Here is a 21,490-nt window from a genome sequence, read left to right as displayed (position 1 = left end):
CCGGAGCACGTGCGGGCCGAACATCCAAAGGAGACTCTCGCTGACAAAAAACTTTTCGGTTGCGGGCCGCGGCAGTTGCGGCCCGCCGGGACTCAGCGGTTGTACGCGGTCTCGCCGTGCGCCGAGATGTCGAGGCCTTCGCGCTCTTCCTCTTCGCTCACACGCAGGCCGATCGTGAGGTCGGCGATCTTGTAGGCGATGAAGGACACGACGCCCGACCACACGACGGTCAGCACCACAGCCTTGAGCTGGATCCAGACCTGCGCGCCGATGCCGTTGGAGATCACGCCCGCCGTGACCCAGTCGCCCACGAGGCCGGGGCCGCCGAGCGATTGCGTGTTGAACACGCCGGTCAGCAGGGCGCCGACGATACCGCCGACACCGTGCACGCCGAACACGTCGAGCGAATCGTCGGCGCCGAGCATCTTCTTGAGGCCGTTGACGCCCCAGAGGCAGGCGAAGCCGGCAACGAAGCCGATGACGATCGCGCCCATCAGGCCGACGTTGCCGGCAGCCGGCGTGATCGCCACGAGGCCGGCGACGGCACCCGAGGCGGCACCCAGCATCGAGGCCTTGCCGCGCATCAGCGCTTCACCGATGGACCATGCCAGCACCGCCGCGGCAGTCGCCGAGAAGGTGTTCATGAAGGCCAGCACGGCGCTGGTGCCGGCTTCGAGTGCGGAGCCGGCGTTGAAGCCGAACCAGCCCACCCACAGCAGGGAGGCACCGACCATCGTGAGCGTCAGCGAATGCGGCGTGAAGGATTCCTTGCCGTAGCCGATGCGCTTGCCGATCAGGAAGGCACCCACGAGACCGGCGACGGCCGCGTTGATGTGCACCACCGTGCCGCCCGCGAAGTCGAGCGCGCCCCATTGCCAGATGAGACCGGCCTTGTCGTTCATGGCGTCGACGACTTCCTTGCTGGTGTAGGCGTCCGGGCCCATCCAGAACCAGACCATGTGCGCGATCGGCGCATAGCTGAAGGTGAACCAGATCACCATGAAGAGCAGCACGGCCGAGAATTTCACGCGCTCGGCGAAGGCACCGACGATCAGGCAGCAGGTGATGCCGGCGAAGGTGGCCTGGAAGGCGGCGAACAGGAGTTCGGGGATGTACACGCCCTTGCTGAAGGTCGCGCCGGGTGCGAACACACCGGTGGCCGGATCGAAGATCCCCTTCATGAAGAGCCGGTCGAATCCGCCGATGAAGGAGTTGCCCTCCGTGAACGCGAGGCTGTAGCCGTAGATGAGCCACAGCACGACGATCATGGAGAAGGTGACCATCACCTGCATCAGCACCGACAGCATGTTCTTGCTGCGAACCAGGCCGCCGTAGAACAGCGCGAGGCCGGGAATCGTCATCATGATCACCAGCAGCGTGGAGACCATCATCCAGGAGGTGTCACCCTTGTTGAAGGAAGGTGCGGCTGCGGCGGGCGCAGCGGCAGCGTCGGCAGGTGCTGCAGCCGCGGGGGCCGCAGCCGGTGCTGCGGCTGCAGGCGCGGCGGGCGCGGCAGCAGCAGGCGCTTCGGCCGCGGGTGCCGCGGCCGTCTGCGCAAAGCCGGAGGTGCCGGCGGCCAGCACGCTCAAGCCGAGCGCGAGTGAAACAAGGAATTTTTTCATTTCGATTTGTCTTTCGTGCCTTGCGTATCAGAGGGCTTCTCGGCCCGTTTCACCGGTGCGGATGCGCACGACTTGCTCCAGGTCGTACACGAAGATCTTTCCGTCGCCGATCTTGCCGGTGCGCGCAGCGGCTTCCACGGCTTCGATCACGCGCTCGACCAATTCGTCGGCCACGGCGGCTTCGATCTTGACCTTGGGCAGGAAGTCGACGACGTACTCGGCGCCGCGATACAGCTCGGTGTGGCCCTTCTGGCGGCCGAAGCCCTTGACCTCGGTGACCGTGATCCCCTGAACACCGATCGCCGAAAGCGCTTCGCGCACTTCGTCGAGCTTGAAGGGTTTGATGATGGCTGTGACCAGCTTCATGATGTTTCTCCTGCAGATGAAAGGGACGGCGCAGCCACCGGGGCCGCGCCTTCTGTGACTAGAGGGTCTTGGTCAACGTGAGGATGAAGCGCGTCTTGTTGGGCGAGAAGGTGGTCTGGCCGAAGGTGACGCCGTTGATGTCCACGCCCGGGCTGGAGATCAGGTTGAAGGCGCTCTGCTCGCTGCCGCCCTGGATCCAGCCGCCCAGGGACAGGCCGCTGCCGAAGTCGTAGGACACGCCGACGTTGTAGTCCAGGTAGTCCTTGTAGCCCAGGCTCTTGATGTCGCTGGTGAAGAAGGTGTAGCCCAGGGCGGTCTTGAAGGTGAGCTTGGGCACGATCTCCTTGGTGTAGGAGAGGTTCAGGTAGCCGGTGTTGGTGCCGTCCAGGCCCGAGCCGCCCTTGTTGCCTGCGTAGTTGAAGTAGTCCTTGGAGACGGTCCAGGAGTACTTGGCGGTGAACGCGCCGATGTTCTCGTCCGCCCAGGTGCCCGCTCCGTAGATCTCGGTGGTGGAGCCGGCGCTGTTGCCGGGGTAGACATAGGTCAGCACGCCGACGTCCCAGTCGATGGGGCCGCCCTTGAATTTGTAGCCGCCGTAGAAGTCCATCTCGATGGAGTTGCCGGGCAGCCAGTTGACGCTGGAGTTCCAGTTGCCGATGTAGAAGCCGCTGGAGCCGAAGGCGTAGTCGATACCGCCCTGGATGGCGGGCTTGACGTAGCTGTCCTTGGCGAAGCCGTTGTTGCCGATCACGTCCTGATCCTGGCCACGGAACTTGTAGTTGGTGGTCAGCGCCACGTTGCCCGTGAGGTTCGGCGGTTCGGCGGTCTGCGCGCCAGCAAGCATCGGCAGGGCGGCAAGGGCGCTCACGGCCAGGACCAGAACGGATTTACGGTGCATCATCGAGTGACTCCTCGGAGTGTTTTGAAAGTGGTTTGGAAACCATGTCAAAGCAGGGAGCGTGCCAAAGTGTCAACAAGCCTGCGGAGCCGGGCAGCGATCAAGGATGCACGTCGTAACAATGAATCAAGAGATGGACGCACCATCTTGGGGATAGGGAGAAGAATGAGTCTGTCTTTGGTGCAAAGCCGCGCATTGCTGGGCCTCGAAGCGGCCGTTGTCACGGTTGAGGTGCATCTGGCAAACGGCTTGCCGAGCTTTACGCTGGTGGGCCTGGCCGATGTGGAAGTCAAGGAAGCGCGCGAACGCGTGCGGTCGGCCATCCAGAACGCGGGTCTCGAATTCCCGAACAACAAGCGGATCACGGTCAATCTGGCGCCGGCGGACCTGCCCAAGGATTCCGGACGCTTCGACTTGCCGATTGCCCTGGGCATCCTGGCGGCCAGCGGGCAGATCCAGGCGGCCCGGCTGGCCGGTCATGAATTCGCCGGCGAACTCTCTCTTTCAGGGCAACTGAGGCCCGTGCGTGGTGCGCTCGCCATGGCGCTCGCGTTACATGTCAGTGGGGTCGCGACGCGGCTGGTGCTGCCGGCCGAGAGCGCGCAAGAGGCCTCACTGGTGCCGGACGCCGAGGTCTACGGCGCGCGGCATCTGCTGGATGTCGTGCGGCAGTTTCTTCCCCCATGCGATGGCGACGCGTTGCCAACCGAGCCCGGCGATGACGGCTGGGCCCGAGTGCTGCCCGCGCCGCAAGGGCCGGCCCTGCGCCACGCCGATCTCGCGGACGTGAAGGGCCACGCCGGCGCCAAGCGCGCTCTGGAGATTGCGGCGGCCGGCGGCCACAGCCTGCTGCTGGTCGGCCCGCCGGGCTCGGGCAAGTCGATGCTGGCGCAGCGGTTCGCCGGATTGCTGCCTGCGATGAGTGTGCAGGAAGCGCTCGAAAGCGCCGCCGTTGCCAGCCTCGGCGGACGCTTCGCGGTCGAACGGTGGATGCAACGACCGACGTCGAGTCCGCACCACACGGCCAGCGCCGTGGCGTTGGTCGGTGGCGGCTCACCGCCGCGGCCTGGGGAGATTTCGCTGGCGCATCACGGCGTGCTCTTCCTGGACGAGTTTCCCGAGTTCGCGCGGGCCTCGCTGGAGGCGCTGCGCGAGCCGCTGGAGACCGGAACCATCACGATCGCCCGTGCCGCCCGCCGCGCTGAATTTCCGGCGCGCTTCCAATTGATTGCGGCGATGAACCCCTGCCCCTGCGGCTACCTCGGCTCCGCGCTCAAGCCCTGCCGCTGCACACCCGACCAGGTGTCCCGCTACCAGGGCAAGCTCAGCGGCCCGTTGCTGGACCGCATCGATATCCACATCGAGGTGCCCGCGGTATCGGCTGAGCAATTGCTCACCTCACCGGCCGGCGAAGCCACTGATGCAATCCGCGACCGCGCGGGCGAGGCGCGCGAACGGGCACTGGCGCGGCAGGGAAAGACCAATCAGTCGTTGCAGGGTGCGGAGATCGACCGGCATGCCGGACTGGCGCCGGACGCGTTGAAGTTCATGCACACGGCGGCGGCAAAGCTGGGGTGGTCGGCGCGCAGCACGCACCGGGCGCTGAAGGTGGCTCGAACGATCGCTGACCTGGCCGGTAGTCCAGCGGTCGAAGTGGCGCATGTCGCGGAGGCCGTGCAGTACCGACGGGCGCTGCGCGCGGTTGGCTGATCGGGCAATTCTTCGCTGGGCCTTTCCTACGCTGATTCTTCGAGAAACTCCCTGACTGTCACGAACAGGGCTTCACGCCGACGCTCGAGAAAGAGCTGGTGGGTGCCTTCGGGCAAGACTGCCAGGCGAGCCTTCCCCGCTCGCGTCAGCAGAGGGTCGAGCGCACGCGCCATGGCCGGCGGTGTCGTCCGGTCCCAGGCGCCGACCACGAGCAGCGTGGGTGCCTCGATCGAGGAAGGCGTGAAGAAATCGCGTCCTTCGCCCCAATGCGCCACGACTTCGACCAAGGGGCCGTTCGGCGCGCGAAGAAAAGGCGGATTCGCCTGGACGCCCAGCGGGTCGGTGGCCCAGTTGGCGTCGGCCCATTGGTCGAACCAGCCCGCAGGGATCAGCGCATCCTGCTCACCCGTCGGCACCCCGTCGACCCAGGTGCGCCTCGCCGCCTCGCGTGTGACGCGGCGGTAGGCGCCCGCGGGTGCGCGCGGCACCGGACCGCCGGGCCAGCGCCAGACGGGCGCATACAGCACCAGGCGCTCGACCTGGCCGGGCCGGCGCCCGGCATGTCGTGCGGCCAGCACTGTGCCCCAGGACCAGGCAACGATCACGATTCGGTCGAGACCCCGACGCGCGCAAATGAAATCGACCGCCGACGCCAGGTCCCGTGTGCCGGTGGCCGCGTCGAGCAGCGGCGGATTCATCTCCGGCGGCTGCTCCATCGCTGCCGGACGTGTCGATCGCCCGTACCCGCGCAGGTCCACGCACCAGGTGTCGAAACCGCGCTGCGCAAGGTCTTCCATCCACGATCGGCCACCGAGGGGGAGGTCGAAGCAGGTGTGCCCGGGATAGGTCAGGCCGTGCACGAAGAGCACCGTGCGCCCCGGCGGCGCGCTCACCGGTTCGATCGCATGCCGGTTGCGCAGGAAGAGTTGCACGCCGGGGTCGGCGGCGTCGATGTACATGTCTTCCGCGACGGTGCCGGTCCGCTGCGCGCCCCGGCTGGCGCACGCGGAGATCCCCGCCCCGAGCCATGCACAGGAAAGCCACAGGAGCGTGCGTCGGTTCATGTCAGTCCCCTCGGTCCGTACGCTCGCAGACTAGGGATGTCGTGCCAGCCTGTCGTCATGCGATCGGACGACAACTTGCAGGAGCCGATGCTTCAGAGATTGCGTCGATCGATCGAGCCTGCCGGCCCGATGCCCACGTGGTAGAGCGACAGGCTGTGCAGCGTGTCGAGGTTGCGCCCCTGGTGAACGACGCCCGGTGCGACATAGACGGCCTCGCCGGCGATGGTCTGCCCTGCGCCGGCGCCCGCGTATTCCATCGTCAGCGCGCCGTCGAGCACACAGACGATCTCGTGGCCGCAGCCGTGCACGTGAAAGCCCGTGGCCTCCCCCGGCGAGAAGTCGCGCGAGACGATGCGCGCCTGCTGGTTCGGCGGCGCCCGCAGCGGCAGTTGCAGCAGCGCGCGCACGCGGCTTTCGCTGGCGCGCCGCAGAGCCTTGTCGTGCAGGGACGCCATGGCATGGCCGGCCGAGAAACCATCGGCGGCTGCGCGCAACTCCGCGAGCGCGCCCATCACGCGCACGAGATCCGCCTGGCGCCGGCATCCCGTCTTCGCGAAGGCCCGGCCGAGCAGGGTGCGCACCGTGTTGACGCTGCAGCGGCGCGACTCGGCAATCTGCTTCAGCGCATGCCCGTTTCCCACGGCCAGCGCGATCGCACCCTCCGCACGCGTCAGGCCGAAGATTTCGCAGACGACGGCCAGCGGCGGCAGATCGACCACCTCGGGATCGCGCAACAGGACGGCCGCACCCAGCGCATGGGCTGCGCCGCCGGTGATCGGCAGTCCGACCGCGATGAGGGGCAGGCGACCCGGTCGTGGCAAGGGGATGACGCGAGGCATGGCAGGCTCGTGATGCGCGGCGCCAGCCTCCAGCGTGCGACGAATGAGCCGGTCGAAGCCTTCGCGGGTGGCACGGTCCGCGGCCGCGATGCCGCCATGCGCGTTGCACACGGTCGTGCCTTGCGCAAGCCACGAACAAGCACGGGCATCGCTGAAACGGATACGCCCTGACGGATCGAGCACCACCAGCTCGAAGGCGGATGGGGCGGCGGGTTCGATGGCGTCCATCAGAGACCTCCTTGCGCAAGGGCCTCGCGCGCGAAGCGCAAGGCGCCGCCAGTATGCACCCGCGCTGCCCTCCGGCGGCCCCGCTAAAGTCCGAAGTCCATGGGCCTTTCAGCATCGACGACACCCACCCCCGCACCCTACGACCGCCGCCTCGTCGCCTGGCTCTCCGTCGGCCAGCTCATCACATGGGGCAGCGTCTTCTACACCTTCGCCTTGCTGATGGAGCCGGTGGAACGCGAACTCGGCCTGGACCGAGCGCAATCGTCGCTCGCCTTCAGTCTCGCGCTGCTGGCCGAAGGTGCGATGGCCTGGACCGTGGGCCGCTGGATCGATCGCGGCCACGAACGCGCAGTCATGGCGGGCGGCTCGCTGGTGATCGCGGCGGGCCTGCTGCTCCACAGCTTCGTGCACGGCGCGGCGGGCTTCTATGCCGTGTGGCTCCTGCTCGGCGCCGGCTTGTCGGCGACGCTCTACAGCCCGGCCTTCTCGATCGTCACGCGGCGCTTTCCCAGCGATTTCCGGCGCGCGATCATCACCTTGACCTTCCTGGGCGGGCTTGCGAGCACCGTCTTCATTCCGCTGGACGCATGGCTGATCGCGAAGCTTGGCTGGCGGCACGCGCTGTGGGTGCTGGCCGGGATTCACCTTTGCGTGTGCGTCCCGCTGCACTTCTGCATCCTGCGAAACGCGCCGGGCCGCCGGGCCGAGCCACCGGCAGGCGCACGCCCAACCGATCGCCCTTCCGTCGCGCACCATCTGCGCAGCGCGCCCTTCCTGCTCATCGGCGTCTTCACCGTCCTGCTCATGGCCGTGACCGCGGCCCTGCCACCCCACATGGTCAGCTTGCTGCGCGGCGCGGGGTTGCCGGAGGCCTGGGCCATCGCGGTGCCGGCGAGCATCGGCATCGTGCAGGTGTTCGGTCGCGCCCTGCTCTACTTCTTCGAACACCACTTCGACTTGCACCTCGCGAACCGGCTGATTCCGTGCCTGATTCCGCTGGGACTTTGCATGCTGTTGGCCGGCGCCGGCCATCCGGTTGCCGCACTGTGCTTCGTGCTGTTCTACGGCATGGGCAACGGGATGCTGACGATCGTCAAGGGCACGGCCATCGCACAGTACGTCGACCGCGAGCACGTCGCCACGCTCAATGGCGCACTCGGCCTGCCAAGCGCCATCGCCCGCGCCGTCGCCCCGCTGCTGCTCGGCCTGCTGTGGACGCCGGCTGGCGGCTACACCGCCGGCCTGTGGATCCTGCTGGCAGCGAGCGTCGTGGCAGTCCTGGCCCTGCTAGCCGCACAACGCCGCAACTAACACCGACCCCGGCCTGGGGGAGATCAAATGATCCCGCGTCCCGCCAGATTGCGCATCAGCGCGCCGATGCCGAAGGACCAGCGCGCCGCCTGGTCCGAATGCACGACCCGGTTCTCGAGCGCGCCGAGTTCGGGTGCCGAGATGGTCACCCGGTCGCCGACCACGTGGGTGAAGCCCTGCCCCGGCCCGTGCCGGTCCTGAGTGGGCGCGAACATCGTGCCCAGGAACAGCATCAGGCCATCGGGATAGGCATGGTGCGGGCCGATCGCCTGCGACACGATGTCCAGCGGGTCGCGGCTGATCTTCGACAGCGAGCTCGACCCTTCGAGCGTGAACCCCTCCGGCCCCACGACCCGCAATGCCACGGTGATCCGGCGCACGTCGTCGATGCCGAAGTGCTCGTCGAAGAGGCGGATGAAGGGCCCGATCGCGCAGGACGCGTTGTTGTCCTTCGCCTTGCCGAGCAGCAGCGCACTGCGGCCTTCGAAGTCGCGCAGGTTGACGTCGTTGCCCAGCGCCGCGCCGAGCGTCTGGCCGCGGCTGTTGACGGCGAGCACGACCTCGGGCTCGGGGTTGTTCCAGACCGACCCCGAATGAATGCCAACGTCGGCGCCGGCGCCGACTGCGGACAGCACGGGGGCCTTGGTGAAGATTTCGGCGTCAGGACCGATGCCGACCTCCAGGTACTGCGACCACGCGCCCTGCGCGATCAGCACGTCCTTCACCTTCGCGGCCTGCGGCGATCCGGGCACGATGCCGGCAAGGTTGTCGCCCAGTACGCCGCCCAGGGCGGCGCGGATCGATTCGGCCTTGGAGGCATCGCCGCGAGCCTGCTCCTCGATCACCCGTTCGAGCAGGCTGGAGATGAAGGTCACGCCGCTGGCCTTGACGGCTTGCAGGTCGCAGGGCGCGAGCAGCCACGGATGCTGCGTGTCACGGCGGGATTCGTCGCTGTTGGCGAACGCAGCTTCGAGCGAGGCGACGCGCGCGGTCCTGTCTTCGCGCAGGCCCTGCCGCACCGCGCCCACCGGGTCATCGAGTTCGAGCAACTGGCTCGAGGTCGGGGCGATGCGCGAGAGATCGTGCAGGCCGCCCTCGTGCACCGCGACCAGCACCGGGCCGACGTCCGGCAGCCAGAGCCGCCCGACGAGGGTGGCGCGATCGGCATCGCGAGGCAGGAACGGGGCGGGCGAAAGCATCGAGGTCATGCGAGGGTCTCCAGATGTACGGGCCGGTGATTCGGCTTCTGCACCGCGGATCGTACGGGACTGTCAGCGCGCCGTCGCGGACGCGCTCGCCGCGCGGACGCGGGCGACGCTTTGCGGCAGATCGGCCCACGCCGGCTCCCGTGGCGCGAAGCGCGCACGCATGTAGCCGGCGAGTTCGGCAATCTGCGCATCGTCGAGCGCCTCGCGGAAAGCGGGCATGAAGCCGATGTCGCGCGACGCCGGCTCGCGCACGCCGTCGAGGATGGTGCGCAGCAGATTGTCCGGCCGGGTGCTGGTCAGGTTGCTGTTGAGCGCGAGCGGCGTATTCACGCCGATCAGCGTGGGGCCGTCGCCGTCGTGATGGCAGGCGGCGCAAGCGCTGTCGAACATGCGTTGGGCGGGGCCGAGCAGTTGGCCTTGGCTACCGGCGGCGGTAGCGACGACGCGTTGCGCCTGTGCGGCTGCGGCTTCTTCCCCGACCGCGGGCTGGAAGGAGGCGAGGTAGCTCGCCATCGCGCGGATGTCCGCGTCAGGCACGGCGGCGAGTTCACGCACCACCTCCGCCATCGGGCCGCCAGCGACCCCGTGGTCGCGCGCATGGCCTTTGCGCAGGTAGCTGTACAGGGCCTCGGCGCTCCAGGGCACTGCTGCGGTCGACAGCGAAGTCAGCGCAGGCGCCTCCCAGCCGTCCACCATCGCGCCGGAAAGGAAGGCCTTGCCGCCCTGCTCCGCGCCCAATGCGTTGCGTGGCGTGTGGCAGGCGCCGCAATGGCCGAGGCCATTGACCAGGTAGGCGCCGCGGTTCCATTCGGCGCTCTGCGCGGCCACGGGTTGAAGGGGCGACGGGTCATGGAAGAGCGAATTCCATCCCGCCATGAGCGGGCGAAGGCCGAAAGGAAAATTCAGTCGCGCCTTGGGCGTCTCGGCGCTGACGGCCGGCAGCGACATGAAGTAGGCGTAGAGCGCCTGCAGGTCGTCGTCGCTGGTCTTGGCGAAGGCGGTGTAGGGGAAAGCCGGGTACAGGTGATGGCCGTCGCGCGAAACCCCCTCGCGCATGGCGCGCTGGAAGGCGCTGAAGGACCAGCGGCCGAGCCCGGTGTCGGCATCGGGCGTGAGATTGGTCGTGTAGATGGTGCCGAAGGGCGTTTCCATCGGGCGGCCGCCGGCATTGGGCGTTCCGCCGGACGCGGTGTGGCAGACGGCGCAATCGCCGAGCGCGGCGAGCGTGCGGCCGCGCTCGATGGTGGCTTCGCTGTAGACCGGGGCGCTGAGCGCGACGGGCGCAATCGCGGACCGCCAGCCGAGCAAGCCTGCGATCACGCCGATCGCTCCAACGACGATCGCGCCGGCGCCCACCCAGATCCCCTTGCGACGCGGCCAGGCCGCGGACGCAGCCAGTTCGCTCCGGCCCTCCTCGGGGGAGGGCCGGGACGGGGATGGGGCGGCGGCAGGAAGAGGATTCAGGGCGGCTCGGACGACCTCGGGCGTGAACGGCGGCACCCGGAAGCGCACGCCCGTCGCATCGAAGATCGCATTCGCGATGGCCGCAGTCCCCGGCACCGAGGACGACTCCCCCGCGCCCAGCGGCGGCTCGCCGGGGCGCTGCATGTGCATCACCTCGATCACCGGCACTTCCCGGAAATTGATGATCGGATAGCTGCCCCACTCTCGGCTCGCAACCACGCCCGACGGCCGCACACCAGGCAGCACTTCGGCCCCGGAGGACGACTGCGGCGCGAACCGCACCCGCTCCTTCAGCGCCCGGCTGGTGGTCTGGATGACGTTGCCGTGGATCTGGTGCTCGACACCGGCCGGGTTGACCATCAGGCCCGCGTCGTGCCCGACCACCACGCGGCGCACATGCACCTCGCCCGTCTTGCGGTTGACCTCGACGTCCGCCACCCAGGCTGACCATGCCGCGCCGAAGCCTGGCCACTTGCTGTGCACGTAGCGCGCATACGCGAAGCCCTGGCCGAACAGGATGTCGCCGCCAGGGCCCAGGCCGCCATCCGCGTTCTCCTGCGGCCCGGTGCGCATGCGCCAGCCGGCCTTCTGCGCCGTCTCGCCCACCAGTTCGGCCGCGCGCGGATCGTGCAGATGCCGCAGCCGGAAGGCGACCGGATCGACACCCGCCGCCGTCGCCAGTTCATCGACATAGGACTCGTGCGCGAACGAACTCGGCAGCGCCGACACACCGCGCAACCATGAGGCGCGCACGATCGGCGCCATGTCGTTGACCTTCACGCGCAGGTTGCCGTAGGCATAGGGAGGCCGCGCCGTGCGGTCGCCCATCTCGAAAGCCTGCGCCACGGGTTCGATGGTGCGCGTGAGCAGCAGCGCGAGCGTGGGCGCGCCGTTGGACGGATAGGACGTCTCGAAGTCGTAGGCCGCGACATGGCCATCCGCATCGAGTCCGCCCTGAATCTGCATGAGCTGCGCGGCACCCTTGGGCTCCCACGCGTGCTCCTGCTCGCGCGTGAGCTGTACGCGCACCGGCGCACCGACCGCGCGCGCAAGCAGCGCGGCATCGGCCGCGACGTCGTCCGCGCCGTTGCGGCCGTAGCAGCCGGCCGCCTCCATCCGCACGACGTCGACCTCCAGGTCGTCGACGCCCATCAGTTTCGCAAGATCGGCCCGCAGCACATGCGGGTTCTGCGAACCGGCCCACACGCGCAGCCTGAAGCCGTCATCGCCACCCGGGTCCCAGTGCGCGAGCGCGCACGAAGGCCCGATCGACGCATGCATCTGATACGGCCACACATAGGTGCGCGGCATCGGCTTCGCGGCCGCCGCGAGCGCGCCCTCTACGTCGCCTTCGTCCACCAGCAGACGCTGCGTGGCGGGATTGGCGCGCAGCGCCCCTTCGAGGTCGTCGAGCGAAGGAAGCCCGGGCCACGCTTTCCATGTCACGCGCAGTTCGCGCAAGGCCTGCTCGGCGTGCTCCTCGCGTTCCGCCACGATGCCGACGAAATCCCGGATCACGACCACGGCACGAATGCCCGTGATGTGGGCGATGGACGATTCGTCGATCGACTCCAGCGTGTTGCCGATGAAATCGCCGTGGTCCGCGCCCGCATACGGCGGCCGCACCACGCGGCCATGCAGCATGCCGGGGACCCGCATGTCGTGCACGAAGACCAGTTCCCCCGACAGCTTGGCCGGGATGTCGACGCGCGGCATCGAACTGCCGACGATGCGGTAGTCCGACGGATTCTTCAGCCGCGAGATGGTGTCGAGCTGCAGCACTGTGCGCCCGCCCGCCACCAGTTCGCCGAAACCGACGCTGAAGGCTGGATCGTCGCCGGCATGGACCCGCCCATCGCGCACCTGGAGCAGACCGGGCTGCACGCCGAAGCGCTCGGAGGCCTGCGCCACCATCCAGGCCCGAGCCTGCGCAGCCGCATGGCGCAACGGACCGGCGTGGATCTGGATCGACGCACTCGCGATCGTCGCGCCCTGGTTCGGCGCGCGCGCCGTGTCACCCAGCATCATGCGGACTTGCCCCATCGGCAGGTCCAGTTCTTCCGCCACGATCTGCGTCAACGCCGTCTGGATGCCCGTGCCGAGATCGACATGGCCGTTGAGCGCCGTGGCGCTGCCGTCGTCCCAGATCGCCAGCAGCACCTCCGGCCCTTCGGCCGGATTGCCTGCCACCAGCGCAGGCTGCCCCTTGGCCGGCGGCGGCGCGGGCGGCGTGTCGCGCACGACGAGGAGCACGCCCTCGGCATGGAGGAATTCGCTGCGCGTGCGAGGCAGGTCGGCGCGCCGTGTCACGTGTCGGCGCCCTTCGCCATCCGCATCGCGGCGCGCTGCACCGCGGCGATGATCTCGACGTGCGTGCCGCAACGGCAGAGATTGCCGGAGAGTTCGCTGCGGATGCGCGCCTCGCTCGGGTTCGGCTCGCGTGCGAGCAGGGCCGCCGCTTGCATCACCATGCCATTGAGGCAATAGCCGCATTGCGCGGCCTGGGTGTCTTCGAAGCCCCGCTGTACCGGATGCCAGAGGTCGCGCGAGCCCAGTCCTTCCAGCGTGGTGATCTCTCGGCCGGCCACTCCGTGCGCCGGAATCACACAGGCACGCGCCGCCACGCCATCGACCCACACGGTGCAGGCGCCGCACTGCCCGAGCCCGCAGCCGAACTTGGGCCCGTTGAGGCCCAGGTCGTTGCGCAAGACATGGAGAAGCGTCGCCTCGTGCGACGCTGCGAGTTCGACACTGCGTCCGTTGACCTTCAGTCCGAACCCGGGGGGACGCATCACACGATGTCGGAAGACTGGATGCGCTTCACGCCCTTGGCGGCCATCTGCTTCCATGCCGCCGCGAGCGATCCGTTGAGGTCGATCGCGCGCGTCGCGTCCTCGATCACGTAGACCTCGAAGCCGGCCTTGCGCGCGTCCATCGCGGTCCACGCCACGCAGAAGTCGGTAGCGAGCCCGGCGACGAACACCGTCTTGATGCCCCGCGCCTTCAGGTAGCCGCCCAGCCCGGTCACCGTCTTGTGGTCGGCCTCCTCGAACGCGGAGTAGCTGTCCATGTCCTTGTGGTGGCCCTTGCGGATGATGAGCTGCGCCGTCGGAAGCTTCAGGTCCTTGTTGAGCGCCGCGTCCTCGGTGCCCTGCACGCAGTGATCGGGCCACAGCACCTGCGTGCCGTAGCTCAGCTTGGTGCTCTCGAAGGGCTTCTTGCCCGAATGAGTGCTTGCGAAAGAGGCGTGGCCGGCCGTGTGCCAGTCCTGCGTCACGACGATGTTCTCGAATGCGCCCGCGAGCTTGTTGATGACGGGCACCACCTCCGCGCCGCCCTTCACCGGCAGCGTGCCGCCGTCGATGAAGCAGTTCTGTACGTCGACCACGATGAGCGCCGAGTTGGCAGCCGGCTTGATCTTCGCGGCCGCCGCAGCGAAGAACGGCGCCGTGGCGCCCAGCCCGCCGACGAGCCCGAAGGCCGTGGCCGATTTCAAGAGGGATCTGCGTTGCGTGTCGTGCATGGTGGTCACTCCTCGGTTTAAGAAACTGTCCTGCTGCTCAAACGCTCAAGTACGCGCGTCGAACCTCGTCGTTCGCGGCCAGTTCGGCCATCGACGCCTGGTAGCGGATCTGGCCCTTCTCCAGCACGTACGCACGGTCGGAGACCAACTCTGCAAAATGCATGTTCTGCTCCGACAGCAGGATGCTCACGCCCTGCGCCTTCAGTTCGAGAATCATGTTCGCCATCTGCTCGACGATCACCGGCGCCACGCCCTCGGAGGGCTCGTCCAACAGCACCAGGTAAGGATTGCCCATCAGCGTGCGCGCCACGGTCAGCATCTGCTGCTCGCCGCCGCTCATGCGGCCACCGGGCCGGTTCGGCATCTCGCCCAGATTGGGGAACAGCTTGAACAGCCGCTCAGGCGTCCACAGCGGCGCGTCGGTGCCGTCGGCCCAGCGGCGCGCGGGCTGCTTGCCGACTTCGAGGTTCTCCATCACGCTCAGGTCGGTGAACACACGGCGGTCCTCGGGCACGAATCCCAGGCCCATGCGCGCGGCGTGATGCGGCTCGCTCCTGGAGATGTCGTTGCCGAGAAAACGCACCGCACCTCGCCGCTTGCCGAGCATGCCGATCAGCGCCTTGAGCGTGGTCGACTTGCCCGCGCCGTTGCGCCCCATGAGCGCGACGACTTCGCCGCGACGCACGTCCAGGTCGACGTCGTAGAGGATCTGCGCGGCGCCATACCAGGCGCACAAGGCCTTTGCTTCGAGCAAGACTTCATGCGAACTCATGCGTGCTCTCCCACCGCCGCATTCACCGCGGCAGCTTTCTCTGCAATCTTCTCGAAGGTCTTGCCGCTGCCGAAATAGACCTCCTGCACCTTCGGATGGTCGCGAATCTCCAGCGGCTTGCCTTGCGCGATCAGCCGCCCGCGCGCCAGCACAATCATCCGGTCGGCATAGGCGAACACCACGTCCATGCTGTGCTCGGTGAAGAGCACCGCCATCCCGCGGTCGATGACGAGTTGCTTGGTCAATGCCATGAGCGAATTGCGTTCCTTGGGCGCCATGCCGGCGGTGGGCTCGTCCATCAGCAGCAGCTTGGGGCTGTTGGCCATCGCGATCGCGAGCTCCACGCGCTTCACGTCGCCGTAGGCGAGCACGCTGCAGGGGCGATCCGCCTGTGCCTTCATGCCGACTTGATCCAGCAGGGTCAGCGCCTCGTCGCGCTTGTGGTCGGCCGCGCGGCGCCATGTCGAGAACAGCTTGTGGTCATGCGAGAGCAAGGCCATCTGCACGTTCTCGACCACCGTGAGCGATGCGAAGGTCTCGGCGATCTGGAAGGTGCGCCCGACGCCCATGCGCCAGATCTCGCGCGGCTTGCGGCCCACGAGTTCCTGGCCGTCGAGCAGGATCGAGCCGCGGTCCGCCTTCAACTGGCCGTTCACCATGTTGAAGGTGGTGGACTTGCCGGCGCCGTTGGGGCCGATCAGCGCCAGCAGTTCGCCGGGCGCCAGGTCGAAGCTGATGCCGTCCACGGCCTTCACGCCGCCGAAGGATTTGCCGAGTTCGTTGACTTTGAGGAGGCTCATGCCTTCACCTCCTTCAGGTCCGCGCTGGCTTCCGCTGCGTGGCGCCGGCGATCGAACAACTGCTTGGCAAAGCCGGCGATCCCCTGCGGGAACAGCAGCACGAGCAACAGGATGATCCCGCCCAACATGGCTCTCCAGTAATCGGTATTGCGCGCCACGGTGTCGTGCAGCCAGGTGAAGGTGACGGCGCCGACCACCGGACCGGCAAGCGTCTGGATGCCGCCAAGCAGCACCATCACCAGCCCGTCGACCGACTTGCCGACGCTCAGAGATTCCGGCGAGATGCTCCCCTTGGAGAACGCGTAGAGGGCACCGGCCAGGCCCGCCGCGGTGCCGGCGATGACGAAGGCCGCCCATTGCATGCGCTTGACGTCGATGCCGATGGCATCCGCGCGCAGTGCCGAATCCCGGCCCGCCCGCAGCGCATAGCCGAAAGGCGAGAACAGCACGCGCCGCAGCCAGAGCACACCGAAGGCCACCAGCACCAGCGTGAGCCAGTAGTAGGCCCGCTTGTCGGACAGCCATGCGGACGGCCACACGCCTGTCAGGCCATTGCTGCCGCCGGTGAAGCTGTCCCACTGGTAGGTGATCGCCCAGGTGATCTGCGCGAAGGCGAGCGTGAGCATCGCGAGGTACACGCCCGACAGCCGCACGGCGAACCATCCGTAGACGAAGGCTCCGGCCGCGGCGACCAGCGGCGCGACGATCAATGCCAGCTCCATCGGCATGCCGCTCGCGCGCACCAGCAACGCGGCGCCGTAGGCCCCGAGCCCGAAGTACGCGGCATGGCCGAAGGAATGCATGCCGGCCGGCCCCATGATGAAGTGCAGGCTGGTCGCGAACAACGCGGCGATCATGAGATCGATCATGAGCACCGTCGTGTAGGGCGATCCCGCCGTGAGGAAGGGCATGGCCGCAAGCACGAGCCCGAACACCGCCGCGGCGATCAGATAGGCCTTGCTGGGCCGGCGCAGAGGCTCTTCCTGCATGCCCACGTAACGACTCGGCGCCTGCGGCCGGCCGAACAGGCCCCAGGGCCGCCACACGAGCACGACGGCCATCACAAGAAAGTCGACCACCAGCGTGAGCTTCGAGAAGGAGACGCTGATTCCGAAGACATCGACCACGCCGAGCCAGATGCAGATCGCCTTGATCTCGGCAATGAGCAGTGCGGCCGCGTAGGCGCCGGGGATCGAACCCATACCGCCCACCACCACGACCACGAAGGCCGCGCCGATGGTGTTGAGGTCCATCTCCAGCGTCGCGGGCTCGCGCGGCAGTTGCAACGCGCCGCCCAGCCCCGCAAGCAGAGCGCCGAGGGCGAACACCGCCGTGAAGAGCCACGCCTGGTTGACGCCGAGCGCGCTGACCATCTCGCGGTCCTGCGTCGCGGCGCGCACCAGCGTGCCGAATCGCGTGCGTGTGAGCAGCATCCAGACCAACCCCAGCACCACGGGTCCGACAACGATCAGGAAGAGGTCATACGAAGGAAACTGCCGCCCGAGGATGGTGACGGAACCCGAAAGCCCCGGCGCGCGCGGACCCAGCAATTCGTCCGGCCCCCACAGCCACAGCACCGCATCCTTGATCACCAGCACCAGCGCAAAGGTCGCCAGCAACTGGAAAAGTTCGGGCGCCTTGTAGATGCGCCGCAGCAGCACGACCTCGATCAGCGCGCCCAGCACGCCGACCGCCAGTGCCGCCATGACCAGCGCGGGCCAGAAGCCCATGCCGGTGCCCAGCCGTTCGACCAGGGTGTAGGCCACGTAGATGCCCACCATGAAGAACGAGCCATGCGCGAAATTCACGATCCGCGTGACGCCGAAGATCAGCGACAGACCTGCCGCCACGAGAAACAGCGACGACGCGCTGGCCAGCCCGTTGAGCAGTTGAACGATGAAACCCGAGAAACTCATTCGATATTCCTAGACACGCAATCCAGCTTCCAAGAACCCAGGCAACTCCGCCTCGACACTCCGGGAACCCCGCGGATCCGGCCTTGCCGGTCCGCCGGGGTTGCCCCCTCGAAAGGGGTGCCCGAGCCACACGAAGTGGGCGAGGCCGGGGGTGATCTCAATCAGCTGCGCGCGACTTTTTCACTTCGGCGGCCGAGGGCTGGTACTTCGCATCGGCGCCGTCGAGATACACGTAGTCGACCATCACGCCCTTGCCGCCTTCGTTCTTGGTGCGGCCCACGAACGCGCCCATGGTGGACTGGTTGTCCTCGGGGCGGTAGGTGATCTTGCCGAAGGGCGTGTCGACCTGCAGGCCCTTGAAGGCGGCGACCAGCTTCTCCGTATCGGTGCTCTTCGCCTTGGCGATGCCGGCCGCGGCCGACTTGATCATGCTGTAGCCCACCACCGAGCCGAGGCGCGGGTAGTCCTTGAACTTCGCCTGGTAGGCCTGTTCGAAGGCCTTGTGCGCGGGCGTGGTGATGCCGTACCAGGGATAGCCGGTCACGATCCAGCCGTTGGGCGCTTCGTCCTTCAGCGGATCCATGTACTCGGGTTCTCCGGTCAGCACGCTCACGACTTCCCGGTCCTTGAACAGGCCGCGCGTATTGCCTTCACGCACGAACTTCGACAGGTCCGCGCCGAAGAGCACGTTGAAGATCGCATCGGGCTTGGCATCGGCCAGCGCCTGCACCACGCTGCCGGCGTCGACCTTGCCCAGCGGCGTCGCCTGCTCGGCGACGAACTCCACGTCGGGCTGTGCGGCCTTCAGCAATTGCTTGAACGCGGCGACGGCCGACTGGCCGTATTCGTAGTTGGGGTAGACAACCGCCCAGCGCTTCTTCTTGAGCTTGGCCGCTTCGGGCACCAGCATCGCGGCCTGCATGTAGGTACCCGGGCGCAGGCGGAAGGTGTATTGGTTGCCGCCCTGCCAGGTGATCTTGTCGGTCAGCGGCTCGCCGGCGAGGAAGAAGAACTTCTTCTGCTTCGCGAAGTCGGTGACGGCCAGGCCGGTGTTGGACAGGAAGGTTCCCGCAAGGATGTCGACCTTCTCGCGCGAGACCAGTTCCTCGGCCACGCGCACGGCGTCGCCGGGATTGGCGTTGTCGTCGCGGCTGATCAGTTCGATCTTCTTGCCGTTGACGCCACCAGCCGCATTGATCTCATCCACGGCGAGTTCCATGCCCTTCTTGTAGGGCTCGAGGAAGGCGGGCTGCGCCTTGTAGCTGTTGATCTCGCCGATCTTGATCACGCCCTGGGCGTGCGCAGGGACGAGGGCAGTGGCTAGCGTGGCGACGGCGGCCGCGCTGAAAGCAAGACGCAGTGGATTCATCGAGAACTCCTTGGGTTCGAACACAGAAAAGAATGATGGGCGAAGGGAATCAGCGGAGTCCGTCTTCGCCCTTGATCTCGGAAACCTGCAGACCGCCGATGCGCGGCAGCGGTCGGCCGCTGTCGGTCACGGCGACGGCAACGACGATCTCGTTGGCACGGGGCGCATCCGACACGCGCGCCTCGACGGCGTCGAAGTGACTGCGCACGAAGGCCGCATCCTTGTGGCCCAGAGGCACGTCGATCGCCGTGCCCAGCGTGCCGCGCTTCTTGGCGGATGGCACGAGCGCCGCGCCTTTCCCGACCGCCACTCGCAGCGGTGCGCCGAGCTTGGGATGCAGGATGGCGGCAGCGTGCTCGAGTTCGCCGGCCTCGCCGACGATCGCGGCCTTGCCGTAGCTCTGCGCCTGGCCCGGCTCGATGCCGAGGGCCGCCACGGCCTTCTGCCCGAGCAGCGCGCCGAGTTCTTCGCCGATGGCGATCAGGTCATCGAGCGATTCGCTGTAGCGGCCCGCGTAGGGGTTCTCGATGACGGCGATGGCAACGGCGCGCCGCGTGGGCGGCTCGATGGTCTTGCCCATTTCCTTGCGGGTTTCGTCGACCTGGATCACGAGCTTGCGGATACTTGCTGTCATTTTGAGTTCTCCCCCAGGCTCGCGCACTTCGTGTCGCTCTCCACCCCCTCTCCGGGGGCAACACCAGTGGCCCGGCAAAGCCGGTTCCACGGTGTTTCTGAAATGCGTCCGTTGCGGATTGGGTGCTTGCAGGTTTTCATCGGAGTCCATCCCATTTGCTGATGTCTTCGGCGCGCAGACCACCTACGCGCTCATGGATTCGATAGCCCGTGCTCATTGCGAGGATGAACACGATCTCGTCGGCCGCCGGGGCACCGGGCACGCGGACTTCGATCGCATCGAACTGGCCGCGCACATAGCTCGCATTGATGTTGGTGAGCGGCACGTCGAGCGCCGCTCCGGGCGGCCCGACCTTCTTGGTCGATGGCACGATCGACAGCGCATTGCCCGGCTGGCCCGTCTTCTCCTCGGCCTTGCCTTGGCGATAGGCATCGCGATCGCCCTTCCACCCGAGCAGCTCGCGCATCGCGTAGCCGCCGGGCACGTGCCACAGGGCGCCATGCTCCAGCTCGCCGGCTGCGCCGACGATGGCGCCCTTGCCATAGGTTGCAATGCGCTCGACCGGCACATCCATCGCCGCGCGCAGCCGGTGCGCCATGTCGACGCCGACCGGATCGAGCAGCTTCATCATCGGCAGGATGTCGGGCTCATAGCGGCCCGCGAAGGGATTGGTCAGCACCGCGCCAATGGCGCCGCGCACCAGCGGCGTTGCGGCGCGTGGTCCGAACTCGTGGTGGATGTGCTCGACCTGGGTGAAGACACGGCGTATATCGATCATGAAAGGAAGTCCTGCTTTTCGTTAAGCAAATACTGAACCAACTGCATCGACGACACCACTGCCCGCGATTTGCTGCGATGTCACCGAGGCCTGCGAGCTTAAGGGTTGGACGACCCGCCATTGGCCCTGGCAAACGAGCACGGCCGACCAGATGAGACCGTGGCGCTGCAGGGTCTCGGCGCGGGCAACGCCCGCATCCAGTGCGCGGCGCACCTGCGCGGGCGCCAGGGCTTCGACCTTCGTTGTCACAGGGATGTCGCCAAGGTCACTGTCGTCCTTGCACTCGCTCGCGGGAAGGCGATGAATGCCGGGGTCATCGACATCGACGGCGTTGGCAACCACGGTGGCCGCAGCGTCCGCTTCGGCCGCGGTCGCGGCAAGCACGGTGACACTGTCGGCGATGCCGAGCGAAAAGCTGCGGCCGCGCCAGCCGCTGGTGGCGACGCCTCGCACCGGCATCTCCGCAATGATCTCGAATTGACCATCGGTCGTGACCGGACCCTGGTCGCGCAAGTCGAAGCGCGCGAGATCGGCGAACAGGCCGACCCGTGCGGAGTACCCGGGCGCAAGATGCAGCGCAATGTCGCCGCCGTTGTTGACCCACGCGCGCTCGATGCCGGGACGGTGAAAGCAAGCGATGAGTTCCTGCGCGACGGCGCCGGCGACAGCAGCCATCGGCGTGATGAAGCCGGCGCGAAACGGCACGCACGCATCCCACATGCGCCGCGCGACGGGGCCGCGCAATGCGCAGTCGCTGCCCACGGGCTGGCGCAGCAAAGGCAACTCCGCCACCAGTTCGTCGAGCAAGGTACTGAAGCGTCGCCACACATGCTCGTGCGCCACCGCGACCTCCACCGGATCGCCATGCGCCTCGGCAATGATGTCGATGGGGCCGTGGTTGAGATGCCAGCGGCCGCCGTCGAGCGCCGTGCGATGCGCGGTCATGGCGCCGACCTCTCTGAAACGGTGATGCGGCCGCGGCCGGGCC

General features: G+C 67.5%; 18 protein-coding genes. 2 read left to right on the top strand and 16 right to left on the bottom strand.

Features of this window, described 5'->3' with window-relative positions:
* Positions 1-92 precede the first annotated feature (92 nt).
* The 3 genes from QTH97_RS20165 to QTH97_RS20155 are packed head-to-tail and all read right to left on the bottom strand — an operon-like array spanning position 93 to position 2,886.
* Positions 93-1,622, bottom strand: a complete 1,530-nt coding sequence (locus tag QTH97_RS20165; RefSeq protein ID WP_286570231.1) for an ammonium transporter — start codon at positions 1,620-1,622, stop codon at positions 93-95.
* A gap of 27 nt (positions 1,623-1,649) precedes the next feature.
* Positions 1,650-1,988 carry a P-II family nitrogen regulator gene (gene glnK, locus QTH97_RS20160; RefSeq protein ID WP_028249673.1) on the bottom strand — a complete coding sequence of 113 codons (339 nt, stop codon included), beginning with the start codon at positions 1,986-1,988 and terminating at the stop codon, positions 1,650-1,652.
* A gap of 58 nt (positions 1,989-2,046) precedes the next feature.
* Entirely contained in the window at positions 2,047-2,886 is an 840-nt protein-coding gene (locus QTH97_RS20155; protein WP_286570324.1) for a TorF family putative porin, read from the bottom strand.
* A 165-nt stretch (positions 2,887-3,051) separates the two neighbouring features.
* Here QTH97_RS20155 and QTH97_RS20150 point away from each other — a divergent pair, with 165 nt between their 5' ends.
* The gene (locus QTH97_RS20150) at positions 3,052-4,596 is read left to right on the top strand and encodes a YifB family Mg chelatase-like AAA ATPase (protein WP_286570323.1); all 1,545 of its coding nucleotides are present in this window, start codon (positions 3,052-3,054) and stop codon (positions 4,594-4,596) included.
* A 26-nt stretch (positions 4,597-4,622) separates the two neighbouring features.
* Here QTH97_RS20150 and QTH97_RS20145 read toward each other — a convergent pair whose 3' ends face one another.
* The gene (locus tag QTH97_RS20145) at positions 4,623-5,660 is read right to left on the bottom strand and encodes an alpha/beta hydrolase (protein ID WP_286570230.1); all 1,038 of its coding nucleotides are present in this window, start codon (positions 5,658-5,660) and stop codon (positions 4,623-4,625) included.
* 92 nt (positions 5,661-5,752) lie between these two features.
* Positions 5,753-6,727 carry a hypothetical protein gene (locus QTH97_RS20140; protein ID WP_286570229.1) on the bottom strand — a complete coding sequence of 325 codons (975 nt, stop codon included), beginning with the start codon at positions 6,725-6,727 and terminating at the stop codon, positions 5,753-5,755.
* A gap of 99 nt (positions 6,728-6,826) precedes the next feature.
* Here QTH97_RS20140 and QTH97_RS20135 point away from each other — a divergent pair, with 99 nt between their 5' ends.
* Entirely contained in the window at positions 6,827-8,038 is a 1,212-nt protein-coding gene (locus QTH97_RS20135) for an MFS transporter (RefSeq protein WP_286570228.1), read from the top strand.
* A 23-nt stretch (positions 8,039-8,061) separates the two neighbouring features.
* On the opposite strand, the gene QTH97_RS20130 is transcribed toward QTH97_RS20135, so the two are convergent.
* The 11 genes from QTH97_RS20130 to QTH97_RS20080 all read right to left on the bottom strand — a co-directional run bounded on the left by QTH97_RS20130 (position 8,062) and on the right by QTH97_RS20080 (position 21,447).
* Positions 8,062-9,246 carry a fumarylacetoacetate hydrolase family protein gene (locus QTH97_RS20130; protein ID WP_286570227.1) on the bottom strand — a complete coding sequence of 395 codons (1,185 nt, stop codon included), beginning with the start codon at positions 9,244-9,246 and terminating at the stop codon, positions 8,062-8,064.
* A gap of 63 nt (positions 9,247-9,309) precedes the next feature.
* Complete coding sequence (locus tag QTH97_RS20125; protein ID WP_286570226.1) at positions 9,310-13,020, bottom strand: molybdopterin cofactor-binding domain-containing protein; 3,711 nt, start codon at positions 13,018-13,020, stop codon at positions 9,310-9,312.
* Positions 13,017-13,502, bottom strand: a complete 486-nt coding sequence (locus tag QTH97_RS20120) for a (2Fe-2S)-binding protein (RefSeq protein WP_286570225.1) — start codon at positions 13,500-13,502, stop codon at positions 13,017-13,019. Before QTH97_RS20120 ends, QTH97_RS20125 begins: the two co-directional genes overlap by 4 nt.
* A complete protein-coding gene (gene pncA, locus QTH97_RS20115) occupies positions 13,502-14,233 on the bottom strand; it encodes a bifunctional nicotinamidase/pyrazinamidase (RefSeq protein WP_286570224.1) in 732 nt (243 codons plus the stop codon). Before pncA ends, QTH97_RS20120 begins: the two co-directional genes overlap by 1 nt.
* Positions 14,234-14,270: 37 nt before the next feature.
* Positions 14,271-15,005 (bottom strand): ABC transporter ATP-binding protein, encoded by a 735-nt coding sequence (locus QTH97_RS20110; RefSeq protein WP_286570223.1) that lies wholly within the window; start codon positions 15,003-15,005, stop codon positions 14,271-14,273.
* Positions 15,002-15,805 (bottom strand): ABC transporter ATP-binding protein, encoded by an 804-nt coding sequence (locus tag QTH97_RS20105; protein ID WP_286570222.1) that lies wholly within the window; start codon positions 15,803-15,805, stop codon positions 15,002-15,004. Before QTH97_RS20105 ends, QTH97_RS20110 begins: the two co-directional genes overlap by 4 nt.
* The gene (locus tag QTH97_RS20100) at positions 15,802-17,721 is read right to left on the bottom strand and encodes an ABC transporter permease (protein ID WP_286570221.1); all 1,920 of its coding nucleotides are present in this window, start codon (positions 17,719-17,721) and stop codon (positions 15,802-15,804) included. Before QTH97_RS20100 ends, QTH97_RS20105 begins: the two co-directional genes overlap by 4 nt.
* A gap of 157 nt (positions 17,722-17,878) precedes the next feature.
* Positions 17,879-19,090 (bottom strand): ABC transporter substrate-binding protein, encoded by a 1,212-nt coding sequence (locus tag QTH97_RS20095; protein ID WP_286570220.1) that lies wholly within the window; start codon positions 19,088-19,090, stop codon positions 17,879-17,881.
* Positions 19,091-19,139: 49 nt separating this feature from the next.
* A complete protein-coding gene (locus tag QTH97_RS20090) occupies positions 19,140-19,724 on the bottom strand; it encodes an amino acid synthesis family protein (RefSeq protein ID WP_286570219.1) in 585 nt (194 codons plus the stop codon).
* Between the two features lie 136 nt (positions 19,725-19,860).
* Positions 19,861-20,502, bottom strand: coding sequence for an amino acid synthesis family protein (locus QTH97_RS20085; RefSeq protein WP_286570218.1), 642 nt, complete (start codon positions 20,500-20,502; stop codon positions 19,861-19,863).
* A 21-nt stretch (positions 20,503-20,523) separates the two neighbouring features.
* Positions 20,524-21,447, bottom strand: a complete 924-nt coding sequence (locus QTH97_RS20080) for a UPF0280 family protein (protein WP_286570217.1) — start codon at positions 21,445-21,447, stop codon at positions 20,524-20,526.
* Positions 21,448-21,490 lie beyond the last annotated feature (43 nt).

The organism is Variovorax gracilis (genome assembly GCF_030317115.1).
Taxonomy (GTDB): domain Bacteria; phylum Pseudomonadota; class Gammaproteobacteria; order Burkholderiales; family Burkholderiaceae_C; genus Variovorax; species Variovorax gracilis.
The sequence above is the reverse complement of the archived record's forward strand: the minus strand, read 5'-3'. Positions and strand labels throughout refer to the sequence as shown.